Source organism: Tidjanibacter massiliensis (assembly GCF_900104605.1).
GTDB lineage: Bacteria > Bacteroidota > Bacteroidia > Bacteroidales > Rikenellaceae > Tidjanibacter > Tidjanibacter inops.
In genome coordinates this window covers 1,474,385-1,491,773 of sequence record NZ_LT629960.1, presented here as the reverse complement: position 1 = coordinate 1,491,773, position 17,389 = coordinate 1,474,385, and the positions used below count along the sequence as shown (strand labels likewise).

Below are 17,389 nucleotides of genomic sequence, written 5' to 3'. Positions count from 1 at the left end.
CGACCGGCAAAGCATGAGAATAAGACACCTGCACATGAATGGACATGTGCAGGTGTCGGTGTTAATCGGTTATCGAATCGTTGATAACGATTGTCAGGGTACATGCCGCATCAGGGCATGGGATATGCACCCGAATCCCATGTTATTTGCCAGTTGTAGGTATTCATTCTGTTATTGATGGAGTTGACGATGCTGCTTTTGATATATATCGGCGTGTAGTCGCTTAACGAAGTATTTATACCACGTAGGATTATCGTACCTTTGGACTCCGTATTCGTGCATGGGGGCAACGTAAATAACGTTTCCTGCAAATATCTTCCTTGTGTCGAGGAGGTTCCTCCGCATACGATGCCGTTCAGTTGCGAAGACAGATAGAGGTAATTGAGTTTTTTCAGGACATGCAGGTCCAGGCCGGTCAGACGGGTATTCTCCAGGCTGAGCGTAGTGATGTTCGGACAATTTTCAATTGTCAGACCGCTGCCGGCATTATTGCTGAGCGAATAGCGGTACTCGGGTAGTTCCGGCCAGTCCGTGACGGGGTCTTCTTCCGGCCCGACGATTCGTGCCGCTCCGTCCTGCGCAGCCTCTTCATTGACTTCCATCGGTTCTAAATCGACATTTATCGGCGACAGGGACGACGGAGTGTAGATGTGCGTGCTCGTAGCTATGGTAGAGAGTTTCTGGCAATTCTTGACGACGATTCTGGAGTCGCCGATTTGGTTGAGATAAAGCGACTTTAACTCTCCCCAGCCATCGAATTCAAGTGTCTGGGCCGGGAACCCAGACCCTCCGACTATGCGTATGTACTCCAATTTGGTGTTCTTCGATTCTTCGAAATTGAAATTGGAGGCATTATTGCCGCTGCGCAGGTCGAATTTGCTTAGCGCGGCGCTTGTATCAGATCTGGGAGCCTCTGGGCTCCGCCATACGATTTCGCACACGACCACCCTCTTTTTCGTGTAATCGTTGAAATTGCGGATGATTGTATGGGTATAGTCGCCGGTCGCATCCGTCGGATAATAGAACGCCCCGTTTTCCTGGTCTACCAACTGCTCCCCTTTGTCGTCGTCCCAGTTCCATACGACGGCGAAATCCTTGTCGCCTGTCAGCCGCATGTCTAATTTCTTGCCTGTAAAATCGAATGAAATCAAAGGCTGAAGCGTGGCAATCTCGTTGCCGCCTTGTACGTCGTAAAGCTCTATGATGAAACTCTTGTCGAGTTCGGACAGCTCGTTTACCGGATAGTCGTCGTAGTCCAGGACGGGGATATTCTCAGCGATCATTTCGTAGAAGGGCCATGTCATTACCGAATTGGGGTCGTACTCGTCGGTGCTGCGGATGAGCAGCGAATGGTCTTCGAGCGGGTCTATTACATATTTTTTGAGCTCTTCCCAGGAGAGGAAGCTGTTGAGCTGTTCTTCCCAATATGTCCGTATCTTTGCCTCGTCGATGTTTCCGTTCGCATCCGTAATCCATGTGGGATGGAATTTCGGATGGCGGAACTCCAGGTCGAGGCCGAGGACCTGTCCGAAGGCACGCAGCACTTCGTTGCGCTTGAAACGGTCGTCGAGCCGGAACCAGTTGCCGAACTGTACGGTGGCCTGCGTCTGGTCGGTCACCCGTGCATGGTCGGTACCGGTCAATGCCCAGCTCGTTAACGAGGCGTTGTCGAATGTTATGCGCACCAATGCGGGTTGCGTGTTGTCCTCCAGGAAATTGAATTTGACGTTAGCGTACTTTGCCCATTCATTTGCTGCGTCCTTGACGAAAGCCTGCGAAGCCGCCGAGCCGTCGAGGAACTTGACGGTGAGGCCGTTTTTTACGACCTCTTTCGGCCAAATTTTCGTACCGTCTGCGACACCGCGCGTTGCCGGCGCCGAATCGTCCGGCAGTGCGTAGCCGTAAAAGTGGGGCACGCTTTGTGTCGGCTGAGCGTTCGGGCCGTCGGCCGGAACATCGTTCTGCGAGCAACCGGACAGTACGAGTCCGATGGCTGCCAATAGAAATAGTTTTCTCATAATAGTTTGTTGTTTAGGTTGATAAAATGATTATGACTGCCTTCCGGCAGTTTGTCGGTTGTCAATAATCCATTTTGTCGTTTTCCAGAAATTTTTCGAAAGTGTACTCTTCTCCCGCCAAGGTCAGAATACGCCTCACGAGCAGTTCCCTGCATACCGTATCGAAATATGGCCAGTTTGGGGATGAGGTCATTATACATCTCGGCGATGCGTGCCACACGCCATACAGGTAATTGCTGCCCCCCCGATAGATTCCCACATCCGGAAACCGTGAATCTCCGATAAGATGCGCCCAGGGGACGCTGGCCGGGTCGTCGGTCAGGGAGAGATTGAGATGTGTACCGACACGATGCCCGTAGTGGATGGTTTCTATTGCTCCTGATGTAGGGGTGGTCTGATTGTGGCCATATTCGTCTCCCAACAATCCGAGGGCATGACCGGCCACTTCATGTACCACTGTAAAGTAAAAAGTGCCATCCAGATATCCTATTGTGCCGAAACTCGGCTGGTACGGTGGATTGATATATCCGGCGCCTGCTCCCGGGCAGTTGTTCACTACAAACCCCCACACTTTGGCCGTTTGCAGCCTCTCGTGGTCTTGTGTGTAATCCGATAAATTGGTCGGGCCCCCATGGCTCATCTGCAGCCCCCAGTTAGTGATGAAGCCGATGTCCAATGCCGTTTCATAATCGGCCGGCCAATCCTTTGTTCGCGGTTGCGCATGCTTTGATACGGCATAAACCATATGGATGTTGAGGTAGTCCTTATACGTTTTCAGGGGTTCTACGGAGAGAAGCGCGTCTTTTGCGGCTTCCATTATCTGCCGGTAACGGCCGACTTCGATATCGATGTCCGTGAAGGCGTCGCCCATCAGCACGATATCCACGCCGTCGCCCCGTGTGGCTGCATGCAGCAGTTCGTACTGTTTGTCCATCGAATAATCCGTGCTTTCGTATTTGCATGCCCCGACGTGCTCGTAAAAACAAAGCGACACGTAATAGTCGAATCCGAGAGAAAGGATATCTTCCAAAGGCTGCCATGGTCCCATACTGAAAGAGGGGGGGATGTTTTTCCCTTCGTATATCTCGTCTACGATGATTCCCTCTGCGTCGAAGAGCATGTAACTCGGATAGGGGGCGCCGGGTAGGACAAGCTCTTCGCCGCTGAGCGTCCGATAGTCCGAACAGATGTACCATTCCGTTTCATGGGTCCGCAGGTATTCCTCCGCCGCCCTGCGGTACTCCTCTCCCTTCGGAATTACGGCTATTACGTCGAACCCCTGGCCGTGGTAGAGCTTATGCAGTCGTTGCACCGTGGTTTCGGCGAAACGGACGGATTTCTCCTGCAGGGGGTCCCACGACAGCAGCATGGTCATGCAGTTGTCCTTGCAAATATCCTGTACCCGGAGTGTCTGGCCCGTTGTCAGGTCGTCGAAGAGGAAATCGGGCAGTTGTGCACCGTCCATAAACCCCGTGTCTTTGTCGGCCCGCTGCCGCGCTATCGCCATGCTCATCTGAGGCCAACTGTGGTAATTCAGGTAAATATCGGGTACATAGCCGGTCGGTATTTTGTTGTAATTCAGTCTTAGGTCGAGGTTGCGCCCGTCGAAAAGCGCCGTCCACTCCCGCAGATTGCTGTCCAGTTCATTGTATGAGAAATCAATGTAATCCAGGAATTTGTGGCTTTTACTCGTCCACTCCGACCAAAACGGCAGGCCGCCCTCGATGCGGTTGTGACTGAGGTCGATGGCTATCAATTCATGCATGGTATCCATAAAACTGTAAGTGCCATTTTTCGGTGGGCGTCCCTGCTTGTTTATCGTACCTCCGATATCGTTGTGGCTGAGGTCGAGATGGCGTAGGACGGTCAGGCCCGACAGTTCGTCCGGCAATTCGCCCGTGAGGTTGTTGTTGCTTAGGCGGAGGGCGATGACGCGTCCCGAGAGGTCGGTCTCCACACCGTACCACTCGTTCAGAGGCTTGTCGCTGCACCAGTTGTCGTTGTGCGTCCAGCCGTCGCCGCCCGTGGATTCGTACAGCGCCGTGAGCGCGGTCAGCTCCGGAGTCGGGTCTGTCCATGCCGCCTGTACGATGGTCAGCGTATCGCAGAGCTTCGTCTCCGTGTTGCGGAACAGCACCACGCCCTTGCGTTCCCGTTCTTCGGTATTGGCGGCAATGCGGAAGGCGTGCGCCGTCGTTTCGAGCGCTTTCGTGTCGGTCGGCGCTTCCGCCTCTTTTATCCATTGCTGCCCGCTCTCTACGACCGTTTCGTATGCGACGTTGGCCTGCACCTCCACGGTCAGTGTCTGCTCCTCGCAGGAGACTGCATAATCGTTTTGTCCGGACAGAATCGCATTTTTCTGACGCTGACGGACTGCGATGCGCTCCTCGCGCGTCCCGGCACGCAGCACGAGGAACACTCCCCGTTCGGAATAGGTGTCGTTCTCTCCGACGGTCACCTGCAGCCGCAGGTTCTCGCCCGCCGGGCCGGAGGAGGGGGTGATGCTGTACCATGCTTTCCGCTGTGCAGCGAATGCGGACCCTGTCGTGGTCAGCGGTTCCGTCTCCACGCTCCACGGTGAATCCGTGGAGAAGATGAGCAGATTCTCTCCGCCCGAAGCATCGAACGTATAAAGTTCGGACTGTAGCTGAAGGTAGCTGTCCGGCCCTTTCGTACAGCCCGTGAACATTACGGCTGCCAGTAAGAACGTGGGCCAAAATGTCAATTTGATGATTGATTTCATCGTTTGTATGTTTTATTTAATCGTAATGTGTGTCCTGTCTGTGGCCGGGAATACGTCATGCAGACGAGTAGTCAACCGATTTTAAATCATATGGTTTATCTGTATGCAAATTAATGATTATTTATTGAACAACCAAACTAATATGTAGGAAAATAAAGACAATGTGTTTTTATTACGTACGGTGCGTCGGCGCATGCGAATGATTCATGGCTATGAGCGGGTGCTCCGGTGCCTGCGGCGGTTCTGCGGCGGATTGGGCGGAGGCTTTTGGCGTGAAATGTGCATGGAACAGGATATAACCGAAAAAACAGGCATAGTATGAAAGGCGGATTTTTGTGTGCCGCGCTCCTCGCAGGGGCGTTGGCCGTCGCTTTCCCGGAGAGGGCGGAAGCGTGTACGAGAGTGGTTTATGTGGGGCCCGACGGAACCGTACTGACGGCCCGTTCCATGGACTGGAAGGAGGACAGCCGGAGCAATTTGTGGATATTCCCGCGCGGTATGGAGCGCAGCGGCGAAGTGGGGGGCAACCCCCTGACGTGGACCTCCCGGTACGGCAGCGTGGTGACTTCGGCATACGATATATGCAGTACCGACGGCATGAATGAGGCGGGACTCGTGGCGAATCTGCTGTGGCTCGCCGAATCGGCCTATCCGGAGTGGGACGGTTCCACGCCCGGCCTTTCCATCGCAGCATGGGTACAGTACATACTCGATACCTGTGCGACCGTGGACGAGGCGGTGGCGGAGATGGAGAGCGGACGGTTCGAGGTGGTCTCCGGCATGATGCCGGACGGTTCGAGAATGGCTACCCTGCACCTCTCCGTATCGGATGCCGCGGGCGACAGTGCCATATTCGAATATGTGGACGGGGCTCTGTCCGTTCATCACAGTCCGGCATACAGGGTGATGACCAACTCGCCGCTGTTCGACCGGCAGCTGGCTCTGGACGATTATTGGCAGAACATCGGCGGACTGACCTTCCTGCCCGGAACGAACAGGGCGGCCGACCGCTTCGTGCGGGCCTCCTTCTATGTGGATGCGCTTCCGCAGACAGCCGATACCCGGCAGGCGGTTGCCGGCATATTCAGCGTCATACGCAATGTCTCGGTTCCGCTCGGCATCAGCGTTCCCGACCAGCCCAATATCTCCTCCACCCGCTGGCGGACGGTGTCCGACCAGAAGAACAGGGTGTATTATTTCGAATCCACGCTTTATCCCAATATTTTCTGGGTGGATATGAAGGATGTGGATTTTTCGGAGGGGGCACCGGTCAGGATGCTCGACCTGGTGGGCGGCCGGACTTATGCCGGTAATACGGCTTCTCTCTTCGTGGAGGCAGAGCCTTTCGAGTTCGAGCGCGTGGATTAGGCCGCAGAGTTTCTCTGTAGGAAGCAACCCGGAAAAGGGTTGCTTTTTTTGTCTTCCGCCAGACCGTGTGTGCTCGAATAGCTACGATATCCAAAAATAAGCAACAATTAATAAAAAATTTTAATAGTGTTTATGTATTTGTATTCCAGTGGTGTGTGTCGATGGTTTCGGCGTCTTTCCGGAATGTAAAATATGATGCGTAAAATATGAGGGTGGGATGTCTCGTTATTTATTTGACAATTAACAAGGATTTATCATGAAACTCAAACAGACAAAAGCACTCGAAAACGCCCTCGCACGCGGCCTGCTGGCTTCGCAGAGGGCCGGCGGCGGCAATCCCGTTGACCGAGCGTTTCTTTTCCTGCTTGAAGAGGGTAATTGTCACGCAGCCCACATCCTGGGCAAATTCATCAAAAGTTGGGAGTCGTACCAAATAAAGGTGAGGATTGAGAAGGATTTGGAAAGCGCGACGCAGGAGAACATCGCGGCCGACAGAAAACTATACGACAATCTGATGGCGGCGCTCCGAAAGGTATGCGCCGAATTCGGGCAGGAAGGGGGCGAGCCGCTCGTCAATACGGGCCATTTCCTGCTTTATCTGCTCCGGAGCAGGAAATTCGCCAGCTCCCAGGTTTTGAGTACGTTCAATATTCCCCGGAATCTGGTGGCGGAGATGATTTCCGACCTGCCGTTCGACGAGGACTACTATATGGAGATGAATGCGCTGCGCAACATCCGTATTCTCCGGATTGATCCCAAGGATACGGGATACGGCGGTACGGCAGGCGACGGCCGGGAGCGGCCGGATGAAGAGGATACGGAACGGAACGACGTCAAGCCCCATGGAAAATCCGTGCTGAAGGAGCTTGAAAAATACGGAACCGACCTGACCGCCGCTGCGGCTGCGGGCGGGGTGGACCCGGTGATTGGGCGGGAGACGGAGATTGACCGGCTCATCCAGATACTCGGCAGGCGCAAGAAAAACAACCCGATACTCATAGGCGAGGCGGGTGTGGGCAAGAGTGCGATAGTGGAGGGGCTCGCCCTGCGCATCGTTTCGCACGACGTACCGCCGTCACTTTACGGCAAGCGTGTCTTTTCGCTCGATGTGGCGTCGCTGGTGGCAGGCACCAAATACAGGGGACAGTTCGAGGAGCGTGTCAAGGAGTTCATGGAGGGCCTGAAAAGAGAGAGGGATGTCATTCTCTTCATTGACGAGATACATACCATCGTGGGAGCAGGTGCCACGCAGGGCGGACTCGATACGGCAAACATCCTCAAACCGGCGCTCGCCCGAGGCGAACTGCAATGTATCGGGGCTACCACGCTCGACGAATACCGGGAGAGCATCGAGCACGACGGGGCGCTTGAGCGGCGTTTCCAGAAGATAGTGGTGGAACCTACTTCCAGGGAGGATACCCTGCGGATTCTCCACAGGCTCCGGGAGCGGTACGAGCAGCACCATCACGTCCGGTATTCGGACGAGGCCCTCGCCGCATGTGTGGAGTTGACCGACCGGTATGTGACGGACCGGTATTTCCCCGACAAGGCCATTGACGTGCTCGATGAGGCGGGCTCCAAGGCGCGTCTTTTCGCCCGTCACGAACCCGAGGCCATTTCGGAGCTCGAGGAAGCGCTTCAGGCTGCAGGGGAGGAGAAGCGGTCGGCGGCCAAGGGGATGAATTACGAAGCCGCGGCCAAGGCCCGTATCAGGGAGATTGCGCTTGCAGACAAGATAAAGGAAATCAGGGCTGACTGGCAGCGCGAAGTACGTCTCAGTCCCGGTCTGGTCACGCCCGAAAATATCCGCGAAGCGGTAAGCGCCATGACGGGGATACCGGTACAGGAGGTCTCCGGCGACGAACGGGCCCGACTCAGGGATATGTACGGCCATCTGGCGTCCCGCGTGGTAGGGCAGGACGCAGCTATCGGCAAGGTTACGAAGGCGATACAGCGTTCGCGGGCTGGACTCAAGGACCCGGGCAAACCCATCGGCGTGTTCATGTTCGTGGGGCCTACGGGCGTAGGGAAGACGCTGCTGGCCAAGGAACTTTCGCAGTGGATGTTCGGCAGGCGCGATGCGCTGGTGCGGATAGATATGAGCGAGTATTCCGAGAAACACAACGTGAGCCGCCTCATCGGTTCTCCGCCTGGATACGTCGGATACGGCGAAGGTGGACAACTGACCGAAACGGTACGCCGCCAACCCTATGCGGTGGTGCTGTTCGATGAGATAGAGAAGGCTCATCCCGACGTGTTCAACATCATGCTCCAGCTCTTCGACGAGGGACAGCTTACCGACGGGCTCGGCCGAAAGGTGGATTTCCGGAATACGGTGATAATCATGACTTCCAATGTGGGCTCGCGCCGTGCAGCCTCCCGTCCGCCCGTTATAGGCTACGATGCGCCCGGACTTTGCACCCTGGAGGAACAGAACGGCGACGGTGACTATCGGAGTGCGTTGGAGGATACCTTCGCTCCGGAGTTCATCAATCGCATAGACGATATCGTGGTATTCAATACGCTTTCGCTCGACGACGTGAAGCGCATAGTCGATATCGAGTTCGGGCGGATTGCGAAACGGGCTGCTGCGATGGGCTATACGCTGGAGCTCTCCGAAGATGCCCGCGAGGAGCTTGCGGCGCTCGGCTTCCAGCCGCGTTACGGAGCCCGTTCGCTCCGGCGGATGTTGCTCGAATATGTCGAGGAGCCTCTCGCCGGGATGATAGTGGGCGAGGAGGTCTGCGGAGGGGATACGGTATCGGTCGAGTTTGTCGGCGGACGTGTTGCGCTCGTGCGCCGGGCACCGGCGGGTCATCCCCACATAGCATAGGTGAAAGTATAGGGTGCGCTCTGCGTACCGGATGGAATGACTTCCGGCATTCGGACAGGGCCGGTACCGGCGGCTTGCGTGCCGTACCGGCGGGTATTGAGATGGTTTGTGACATGCCGGGAGGAGAGGCGGAAGTCCCGTGGGCTTCCGCCTGATGAAAAGCGAATCCGAGACGGACCGCTTATTCCGGGAAACCGGAACGGGAAATGTTTTTCTCTTCAATATTAGTTTTTGTGTTTGTGGTGCGCCCCCTTGCGCGACGAGGGGGCGCATTTTCAGAGAGGGGCGGTTGCTCCCGATGCAGGGCCGGCTGCGTAAGACGCATTGCCGGTATCGTGTCCACGCAGGTGGAAATTGTTAACGTTTAGAAGAAAGGGATTGGAAAATGAGAAACAGACAGATTCAGGAAGAGAGGATAAAGACCTATTTTCTGGATGCGGCCAAGAATCTGCTCAGGGCGGAGGGGCTGAAAGGCGTGAGCGTACGCAATGTGGCATACCGCGCCGGCTATTCCTATGCGACGCTGTATAACTATTTCAAGGATATCAACGACTTGCTTTTCCGTTGTGTGGAGGATTTCTGTCAGGAGGTCGGCGATTTCGTGGCAGCCCGGACGGAGGGGGGCGCTCCCGGCAGGGAGGGGCTGCGTCGAACGGCCCGGGCTTATGTGGAGTATTTCGTGGAGTATCCGGGAGTTTTCGAGCTCTTCTTTCTGGAGCGGCTCGGCGGCTTCGGCGACCGTACCGAGACGGCGGCCCTTATCACGGGGCTCCTCGGCAGGCTGTGCGAACCCCGTCTGGCGGAATGCATTGCCGACGGAACCTACACGGCCGGAGAGGCGGCTGCCGTGGAGGAGGGGCTTCGCTGCATGCTGCCGGGTATGCTGCTGCTCTACGAGAACAGGCTCGCCCCCGACAATTACGAGGAATTCATGCAGTCGGTCGATGCGCAGCTCGGCAGGGTAATCGACTGAGGCATGCGGCGGCCGCAGGACAGGGCGCACCGTGGAGACAGGGTGCGCCCTGCGTATGTTCTTCCCTTTCTGCCGGCGTATTATACGGTTGGCGGCTGCGGAAATTTTCAGTACTTTTGCGGGGCTTATAGAACAATGGTTCCGTGTGCCGCTGCTTTTCGGGGGAGGGGTTCTACGCATGACGCTCCGTTGCGGCGGAGTGTCCCGGAGCGGTGGGAACGCTGGCGGGTAGTCTTCCTTGACCGACCGGTACGGACCGGATGCCGCCCGACCGCGAAGAATGCGGAACGGGGCCGCCGGAAGCCCGGCGGGGGCGATGCAAAGGTTTCACTAATGGAAAAATTCAACCGTTCAGGATATTACAGGCGGGTATTGACTCTTGCCTTTCCCGTCATACTTTCGCAGGCGGGACAGATACTCGTACAGCTTGTGGACAACGCCATGGTAGGCCGGCTCGGTGCCGTGCCGCTTGCGGGCGTGTCGTTTGCCAACGCGGTGTTCTTCATGCTTTTCGTCCTCGGGACGGGGATGTCGCTCGGACTGACGCCACTGGTCGGAGAGATGTACTCCGTGAGCAACCACCGCAAGTCGGCCGCCTATCTTCAGAATTCCATCCTCTTCTACGGCTGCATGGGCGTCTGCATCTTTCTGCTGGCCATGGCCGTGCGTCCCTTCATGTGGCACATGGGACAGTCGCCCGAGGTTGTCCGGCAGGCCGTGCCGTACTTCGGCTATGTGGCCGTTTCGGTCATCCCATTCATGGTGTTCGCATCCTTTAAGCAGTTCCTCGAAGGGGTGGGCAACACCAAGGTGGCGATGGCGATAATCATCACTTCCAACGCCATCAATGTCGTCTTCAACTGGCTGTTCATCTACGGTCATTGGGGGTTTCCCGAGATGGGTGCCGCAGGGGCCGGACTTGCGACACTGATTTCCCGTGTATTGACACCCGTTCTCATCATCGTCTATTTTTATCGCCGCGATAGTTTCTACCGCTATTTCAGATTGTTCCGCAGGGAGAATTTCTCATGGGAGATGATACGTTCCCTTATCCGCGTGGGGGCGCCGATATCGCTCCAGATGTTCATGGAGGGCAGTGCCTTTGCCCTGACGGGCATCATGATGGGATGGGTGGGAACGGTGGAGATGGCCGGCAACCAGATAGCTTCGGTGATTTCCAATTTCGCCTTCATGATAATCCTGGGAATCGGTTCTGCCGTCACGATATGCGTCAGCCATGCCTACGGCCAGCGCGACTGGTGCGAGATAAGGCGTTATGCGGGGACGGCATACCGGCTGGGTCTGATGTGGAACGCCGTGACGGCGCTGCTGTTCATTTCGCTGCGGCGCTATATTCCGATGCTCTTCACCTCCGACCCGGAAGTGATAGAGATGGCGGCCCGTTTTTTGGTGTTCGTCGCCGTGTTCCAGATATCGGACGGCCTGCAGGCGAGTTCGGTCGCCATTCTGCGCGGTATTCAGGACGTAAAGAGCATCATGTGGATATCATTCATCTCCTACATCGTCATCAGCCTGCCGATAGGGTACTGCCTCGCGTTCGGTACGGAGGTCGGTGCTTCGGGATTGTGGATGGGGCTCATCATAGGCCTGGCAGTCGCTGCGGTACTTTACAATGCCCGTTACCGGAAGCAGATGAAGCGCAGTGCGTCCGTTGTGCATGCGGAATAAAAACAGCATGGAAAAAGGGGCTCGGCAGCGGTATTTATCCGCAGTCTGAGTATCTTTGTAAAATACGGGGAAGGGTGTGCGGCTCCCCGGCGGCTTAGCCGTATATCCGCTTTTCATACGTTTGACAAATACGGAACGACAAATGGAACTGTTTCAAGATAAGAAAGATAAAAAGGACTGTACGCTCGATATGGGCAGGGGCTGCGAATTTTGCGGCTGTGGAGGCGAGGAGCTCTCCGCCGGCGTATGCGAGGGCTGCTTCAAACTGCATGTGACCGACTGGCTGAAAGATTACCCCGACACGCTGCCCGGCGACATATACGAGGTGCGGTTCAAGAATACCCGCAGAGGATACTACCAGAATGTCAACGGTCTCTCTCTGAAGGAGGGCGACATCGTGGCCGTAGAGGCCGCTCCGGGGCATGATATCGGCATCGTCTCCCTGTCGGGCGATATGGTGGCCAGGCAGATGCGCCGCGTGGGCTTCAATCCGCAGAACGGCGAGTTCAAGAAGATTTACCGCAAGGCCAAGCCGTATGACATCGAGAAGTGGCAGGAGGCCATCGCTCTCGAGCATGGTACGATGATAAAGGCGAGGCAGATAGCCGCCGAGATGAATCTCAACATGAAGATAGGCGATGTCGAATATCAGGGTGACAAGATAAAGGCCATCTTTTACTATATCGCCGACGAACGGGTGGATTTCCGCGAGCTTATCAAAGTTTTCGCGGAGGTCTTTCACATACGGGTGGAGATGAAGCAGATAGGTGCGCGGCAGGAGGCCGGGCGCATCGGAGGCATCGGTTCCTGCGGCCGCGAACTGTGCTGCGCTTCTTGGATATCGAGTTTCATGTCCGTGACCACCAATGCCGCCCGTACGCAGGACATATCGCTCAATCCGCAGAAGCTGGCGGGGCAGTGCAGCAAGTTGAAATGCTGTCTCGTATATGAATACGACGATTATATGGATGCCCGGAAGGAGTTTCCGCGTGTGTCGGAACCTCTCCAGGCTCTGGACGGGGACTACTATTTCGTCAAGAACGATATCCTTGCCCGTACCATGAGTTTCAGCAGTGCGCCGGGCTCTATGGCCGGTCTCGTGTCGCTGCCTGTCGAACGGGTGCGTGAAATCATGAAAATGAATGCCAGGGGCATCAAACCCGACAGGCTCGAAGCGGCGGGAGCCGCTCCGCGGCAGGAGGTGGACCCCGGTTTCGTGAATGTCATCGGGGAGGACAGCATCACCCGTTTCGACAACACCCGGAAAAAGAAGAAATCGCGCGGCGGCCGTGGCAGGGACGAACAGCGTGGCGACGGACAGCGGCCGCGGCAGGAGGGACAGCGTCAGGCGAAAAACGGCGCGGGCGGCGGAAGTGTTCCGGACGGAGGCGTTTCGCAGCAGCGTACTGCCGCAGGAGCCGGCGGCGAAGTCGTGCGGAACAACGGTGGGAACAACCGCCGCCGCGAGGGAAGTAACGGCCGGCAGAACGGTCAGGACAGGCCCCAGCGTCAGACACCCAACGGGGCGGAAGGCAGTCGTGATAACCGTCGCGGCGACCGGCCGGCGGGTGCGAAACAGCAGGGAAAATCCGCTTCCGGTGCGGAGAGAGAGGCGAACGGTTCTGCCCGTCCGCAGCAGCGTACCGCCGAAGGGGCCGGCGGCGAAGGTGCGCGGAGCAACGGCGGAAACAACCGCCGCCGCGAGGGAAGCAACGGCCGGCAGAACGGTCAGGGAAAACCCCAGCGTCAGAAACCCAACGGGGCGGAAGGCAGTCGCGATAACCGTCGCGGCGACCGGCCGGCGGGTATGAAACAGCCGGCGGAACAGGAGGGAAAACCCGCTTCCGGTGCGGAGAGGGAGACGAACGGTTCTGCCCGTCCGCAGCGTACTGCCGACGGGACGGGCGGCGAAAATGCCCGGAACAACGGTAGCGAATCTTCGGTTGCCGGGAAAGAGTGATTTCTGGCGGTTTTCAGCCGGGAAGAAGTGAGGGGATTTTTAAAAATACGGATGCGGTTTGCGTTGTTTTTTATTAATCATTGCGCTGTATTGAAAAAATATTAGTAATTGCTTCCGGAGATGCGGACCGTACGATATTGTGCCGTAATGGCTTTATGTTGCATGTTGTTGTCGGCGGGGTGCTCCGGTCGGCCGGAGAGTAGGGCCGTAGCGGTAAACCCGTGCGGATGGAAGAGCGTTGAGGAGCGGGAGGTATCGTTCGTCAATTCGGATACCGTGTCGTTGAGGGAGTTGTCGGTTTTTGCCGTTACGGGGGGCCGGTGCTCTGCCGGGTGCGACTCGCTTCCTCTGGAGATAACGGTGCATACGCCCGATTCGCTGCTCTTTATCGAACGGGTTGTCCTGCCGTTCGGAACGGATGCGGCGGAGGGTACGGTTCGGCAGCGGACGTTCCGGTCGCATGGCGTCCTGCGGCGTGAGGGAACCTACCGTTTCGCGGTCAGTCATACGTCCGATACGCCGGTGCGCGGCTTGCGTGCCGTAGGCATAGAGATAACAGAAACCGAGCATGGGAAAAGATAAATACCGCAGGTTCCAGGAGAACCTGACATTCGCCAATATGGTGCAGCCCGATTTCGAGGAGGTTTTCGGCAAGGAGTACCGGCTCAAGGGGCATTGGCACGATGAGTTTTTCCGTAATCCGAATCCGATAATTCTCGAACTCGGCTGCGGAAGAGGGGAGTACACCGTAGCGCTGGCCGAGCGCAATCCCGACCGGAATTATATCGGTATCGACATCAAGGGGGCCCGCATGTGGCGCGGTGCCAAAACCGCTACCGAGAGGGGGATGGCAAACGCCGCTTTCCTGCGCACGCGTATCGAGTTCATCAACTCTTTCTTCGCGTCGGGAGAGGTGGATGAGATATGGATAACCTTTCCCGACCCGCAGCTCAAGAAGCAGCGTGTGAAGAAGCGCCTGACCTCACCGCAGTTCCTCGGTTACTATGCGAAGTTTCTGAAGCCCGAAGGTGTCGTACACCTGAAGACCGACTCGCGCCACCTCCACGAATATACGAAAGCGGTCATCGAACGCAATGCCCTGCCCCTGTTGGCCTGCGGTGACGATATCTACGGGACGGGGATGGCTGATACGGACCTCTCCATCCAGACGGCATACGAGCGCAAATTTCGTGAACAGGGCCTGCCCATTACCTATCTGCGGTTCATGCTCGGCGGCCGTTCGGAGTTCGAGGCGCCCGATTTCGAGGAGGACGACAATTTGGATGCATCACGGTTGGGCGAATGACGCAGCATCCGTCCGAGCGGCCGTGGTGACGTCCGTCCGGCTTCCGTGTCGGGGAATGGTGGTAACCGGATATGGCAGAAAGGCCGGAGGAATTCCTCCGGCCTTGTATCATCATCCGGGGAACCTGCTGTTTCCCGGATGTTTTTCTCTATATTCCGTACATTTTTCCGGTTCGGCTTCTTCCGACAATCGGTGTCGGATGGAGGCTTCCGGATTGGATTTGAGGCCGATTCCATCGTGTCGGGCAGGTAACGGAGATTGGCGAAACGACGGGTGTATTCGATTCTTCTGTCTCGGCCTCCGTTTGTGTCGTGTATGGCAAGACTGAAGTCTTTTGGTATTCGTTGCGGCCCTGGCCGTTCGGGGAGGATTGTCGCAGGTTCCGTACCCGTCGCGGGTGCAGGGCATAACATGTATCTCGGTTGCGTATCGGATAAATGCGTCCGATGGCAATGATTTCGGATAGGATGAGCGGAAAAGGCGGGCGTTCGGCTGCCGCTTCCGGAAGTACCGGTAACTGTCTCGGACCGTATATGGCAGCGTTACATCTCTTCGGTGAAGATGGCCTTGGGTAGTTGGTCGATACGGCTGACGCGGACGATGCGTATGTCGCCGGGCACCTCGGATTTGTCGCGGTAATAGCCCGATACAACGATACGGCCGAAACCGAGCCGGGCGGCTTCGAGTATCCGTTGATAGGTGCGCGGTGCGGGACGTACCTCGCCCGAAAGTCCTATTTCGCCCGCGCAGCATACGCCCGTAGCCAGCGGTCGGTCGAAATAGGAGGAGATGACTGCCGATACCACGGCCAGGTCGAGCCCCGTGTCGGCTACCTTGAAACCTCCGGCGAAGTTCAGGAAGACGTCTTTCTGGTACATTTTCATGCCTACGCGCTTCTCCAGCACGGCCAACAGCATGTTGAGGCGCTTGATGTCGAATCCTGTGGAGGAGCGTTGCGGCGTTCCGTATGCGGCGTTGCCCACGAGCGATTGCACCTCGATGAGGTAGGGGCGGATGCCGTCTGCCGCTGCTCCTACCGCGATGCCGCTCAACGGTTCGTCGTAGTGGGTGAGCAGGATTTCGGACGGGTTGGCGACCTCTGCGAGCCCTTCGTTGCGCATTTCGAACACGCCTATTTCGTAGGTGGCGCCGAAACGGTTCTTGATGCCGCGCAATATCCGGTAGACGTTGTTGCCGTCGCCTTCGAACTGGAGTACGACGTCCACGATGTGTTCCAGCACCTTGGGCCCCGCTATTGTGCCGTCTTTGGTGATATGGCCGATGAGCAGGATGGAAGTCCCCGTCGTTTTGGCGTATTTAAGCAGCATGGCGGCGCACTCCCGTATCTGCGATACGCTGCCGGGCGAAGACTCCAGTACCTGACTGTAAATCGTCTGGATGGAGTCGATGACCATCAGGTCGGGGCGGACGGCCTCGGCCTGTCGGATTATCTCTTCGAGGAGGGTTTCCGCGTAGACGAGGCATTCCCCGTCGCCTCCGGGAAGCCTGCCTGCCCGCATCTTGATTTGCTGCGGCGACTCTTCGCCCGACACGTAGAGTGTTCGCAGCCCCCGGCTGCCGAGGGCAAGCTGCAGGGCCATGGTCGATTTGCCGATGCCCGGCTCCCCGCCGAGCAGTACGAGCGACCCCCTGACCATGCCTCCGCCCAGCACGCGGTTCACTTCGGTGCTGCCTGTGTCGAGCCGCCGGTGGTGTACCTCCTCGATTTCCCCTACGGGAACGGGGCGTGTCTGGGCGCGTGCGAAGCCGGGAGCCGGTTTTTCGTCGCCGCGGCTGACCACTTCCTCGGCAAACGTATTCCATTCGCCGCATGCAGGGCATTTGCCGAGCCATTTGGGCGCTTCGTACCCGCAGGCCGTACAGAAATATGCTTTTTTTACCTTTGCCATCGGAGGGTATGCTTTCGGAGTTTGTTTCGATTATCGGAGTTTCCGTTTGACGGCTGCCGGATTGCCTGCGGCCAGCGAGTCGTCCGGGATGTCCCGCGTGACGACACTTCCGGCACCGATGATGCAGCGGTCGCCGATTTTCACTCCCGGGCAGACCACGACGCCTCCTCCCAGCCAGCAGTCTTCGCCTATCTCGATGGCCGCTCCCCGTTCGATGGGTTTGCGCCGCTCGGCGGCATCCATCGGATGAATCGGGGTGTAGAGTTTGCAGTCGGGGCCGATGAGCGTGTGGGCGCCGACGGTGATGCCTCCCTCGTCGAGGAAGGTGCAATTCGCGTTGATGTAGACCTTCTCGCCGAGGCGGATGCGGAATCCGTAGTCGCAGAAGAAGGGGGTGATAAGTACCGACGAGGGGGCCCGGTCGGGAATGAGTTCCGTGAGGGCCTCCGCGTAACGGACCGTGTCGAGCCAGGAGGTGGCGTTCAGTTTCTCGAGCTTGCGCCGGGCCTCCCGGTTCAGCCGGCTCACCTCGGGGTCGGTGATGTCGTGCATCTCGCCCGCGAGCATCTTTTCCAGTTCGGTCATGGCG

At 57.2% G+C, this 17,389-nt stretch carries 11 protein-coding genes; 7 read left to right on the top strand and 4 right to left on the bottom strand.

All coding sequences use genetic code 11. The features are described from left to right. Positions 1–110: 110 nt before the first annotated feature. Positions 111–2,018: a zinc metalloprotease gene (locus BQ5361_RS07260; protein ID WP_074021971.1), complete on the bottom strand. Its 1,908-nt coding sequence runs from the start codon at positions 2,016–2,018 to the stop codon at positions 111–113. A gap of 61 nt (positions 2,019–2,079) precedes the next feature. Continuing rightward, on the bottom strand, positions 2,080–4,761 hold the full coding sequence (locus BQ5361_RS07255; RefSeq protein WP_081976777.1) for a M64 family metallopeptidase: 2,682 nt from the start codon (positions 4,759–4,761) through the stop codon (positions 2,080–2,082). Between the two features lie 318 nt (positions 4,762–5,079). Here BQ5361_RS07255 and BQ5361_RS07250 point away from each other — a divergent pair, with 318 nt between their 5' ends. The 7 genes from BQ5361_RS07250 (at position 5,080) to trmB (ending at position 14,890) form a co-directional block, all read left to right on the top strand. Beyond that, complete coding sequence (locus tag BQ5361_RS07250) at positions 5,080–6,129, top strand: linear amide C-N hydrolase (RefSeq protein WP_022064126.1); 1,050 nt, start codon at positions 5,080–5,082, stop codon at positions 6,127–6,129. Positions 6,130–6,385: 256 nt separating this feature from the next. Further along, positions 6,386–8,962: an ATP-dependent Clp protease ATP-binding subunit gene (locus BQ5361_RS07245; RefSeq protein ID WP_035472064.1), complete on the top strand. Its 2,577-nt coding sequence runs from the start codon at positions 6,386–6,388 to the stop codon at positions 8,960–8,962. A gap of 385 nt (positions 8,963–9,347) precedes the next feature. Then, complete coding sequence (locus BQ5361_RS07240; protein ID WP_052130977.1) at positions 9,348–9,935, top strand: TetR/AcrR family transcriptional regulator; 588 nt, start codon at positions 9,348–9,350, stop codon at positions 9,933–9,935. 333 nt (positions 9,936–10,268) lie between these two features. Further along, positions 10,269–11,624 carry an MATE family efflux transporter gene (locus BQ5361_RS07235; protein WP_022064124.1) on the top strand — a complete coding sequence of 452 codons (1,356 nt, stop codon included), beginning with the start codon at positions 10,269–10,271 and terminating at the stop codon, positions 11,622–11,624. Between the two features lie 142 nt (positions 11,625–11,766). After that, complete coding sequence (gene ricT / locus BQ5361_RS07230; RefSeq protein ID WP_071424992.1) at positions 11,767–13,584, top strand: regulatory iron-sulfur-containing complex subunit RicT; 1,818 nt, start codon at positions 11,767–11,769, stop codon at positions 13,582–13,584. A 147-nt stretch (positions 13,585–13,731) separates the two neighbouring features. Further along, the gene (locus tag BQ5361_RS07225; protein ID WP_143047538.1) at positions 13,732–14,166 is read left to right on the top strand and encodes a hypothetical protein; all 435 of its coding nucleotides are present in this window, start codon (positions 13,732–13,734) and stop codon (positions 14,164–14,166) included. After that, positions 14,153–14,890, top strand: coding sequence for a tRNA (guanosine(46)-N7)-methyltransferase TrmB (gene trmB / locus BQ5361_RS07220; protein WP_035472068.1), 738 nt, complete (start codon positions 14,153–14,155; stop codon positions 14,888–14,890). The genes BQ5361_RS07225 and trmB overlap by 14 nt, the downstream gene beginning before the upstream one ends. Positions 14,891–15,432: 542 nt before the next feature. Here the strand turns inward: trmB and radA are convergent. Further along, positions 15,433–16,800: a DNA repair protein RadA gene (gene radA / locus BQ5361_RS07215; protein WP_035472071.1), complete on the bottom strand. Its 1,368-nt coding sequence runs from the start codon at positions 16,798–16,800 to the stop codon at positions 15,433–15,435. 30 nt (positions 16,801–16,830) lie between these two features. Continuing rightward, the gene (locus BQ5361_RS07210) at positions 16,831–17,385 is read right to left on the bottom strand and encodes a sugar O-acetyltransferase (protein ID WP_035472074.1); all 555 of its coding nucleotides are present in this window, start codon (positions 17,383–17,385) and stop codon (positions 16,831–16,833) included. Positions 17,386–17,389 lie beyond the last annotated feature (4 nt).

Bases quoted from the DNA above. Each gene is read 5' to 3' on its own strand.
- ricT (WP_071424992.1), top strand. From the start codon at position 11,767: ATGGAACTGTTTCAAGATAAGAAAGATAAAAAGGACTGTACGCTCGAT.
- BQ5361_RS07255 (WP_081976777.1), bottom strand. From the start codon at position 4,761: ATGAAATCAATCATCAAATTGACATTTTGGCCCACGTTCTTACTGGCA.
- BQ5361_RS07260 (WP_074021971.1), bottom strand. From the start codon at position 2,018: ATGAGAAAACTATTTCTATTGGCAGCCATCGGACTCGTACTGTCCGGT.
- trmB (WP_035472068.1), top strand. From the start codon at position 14,153: ATGGGAAAAGATAAATACCGCAGGTTCCAGGAGAACCTGACATTCGCC.
- BQ5361_RS07250 (WP_022064126.1), top strand. From the start codon at position 5,080: ATGAAAGGCGGATTTTTGTGTGCCGCGCTCCTCGCAGGGGCGTTGGCC.
- BQ5361_RS07240 (WP_052130977.1), top strand. From the start codon at position 9,348: ATGAGAAACAGACAGATTCAGGAAGAGAGGATAAAGACCTATTTTCTG.
- radA (WP_035472071.1), bottom strand. From the start codon at position 16,800: ATGGCAAAGGTAAAAAAAGCATATTTCTGTACGGCCTGCGGGTACGAA.
- BQ5361_RS07245 (WP_035472064.1), top strand. From the start codon at position 6,386: ATGAAACTCAAACAGACAAAAGCACTCGAAAACGCCCTCGCACGCGGC.
- BQ5361_RS07225 (WP_143047538.1), top strand. From the start codon at position 13,732: ATGGCTTTATGTTGCATGTTGTTGTCGGCGGGGTGCTCCGGTCGGCCG.
- BQ5361_RS07235 (WP_022064124.1), top strand. From the start codon at position 10,269: ATGGAAAAATTCAACCGTTCAGGATATTACAGGCGGGTATTGACTCTT.
- BQ5361_RS07210 (WP_035472074.1), bottom strand. From the start codon at position 17,385: ATGACCGAACTGGAAAAGATGCTCGCGGGCGAGATGCACGACATCACC.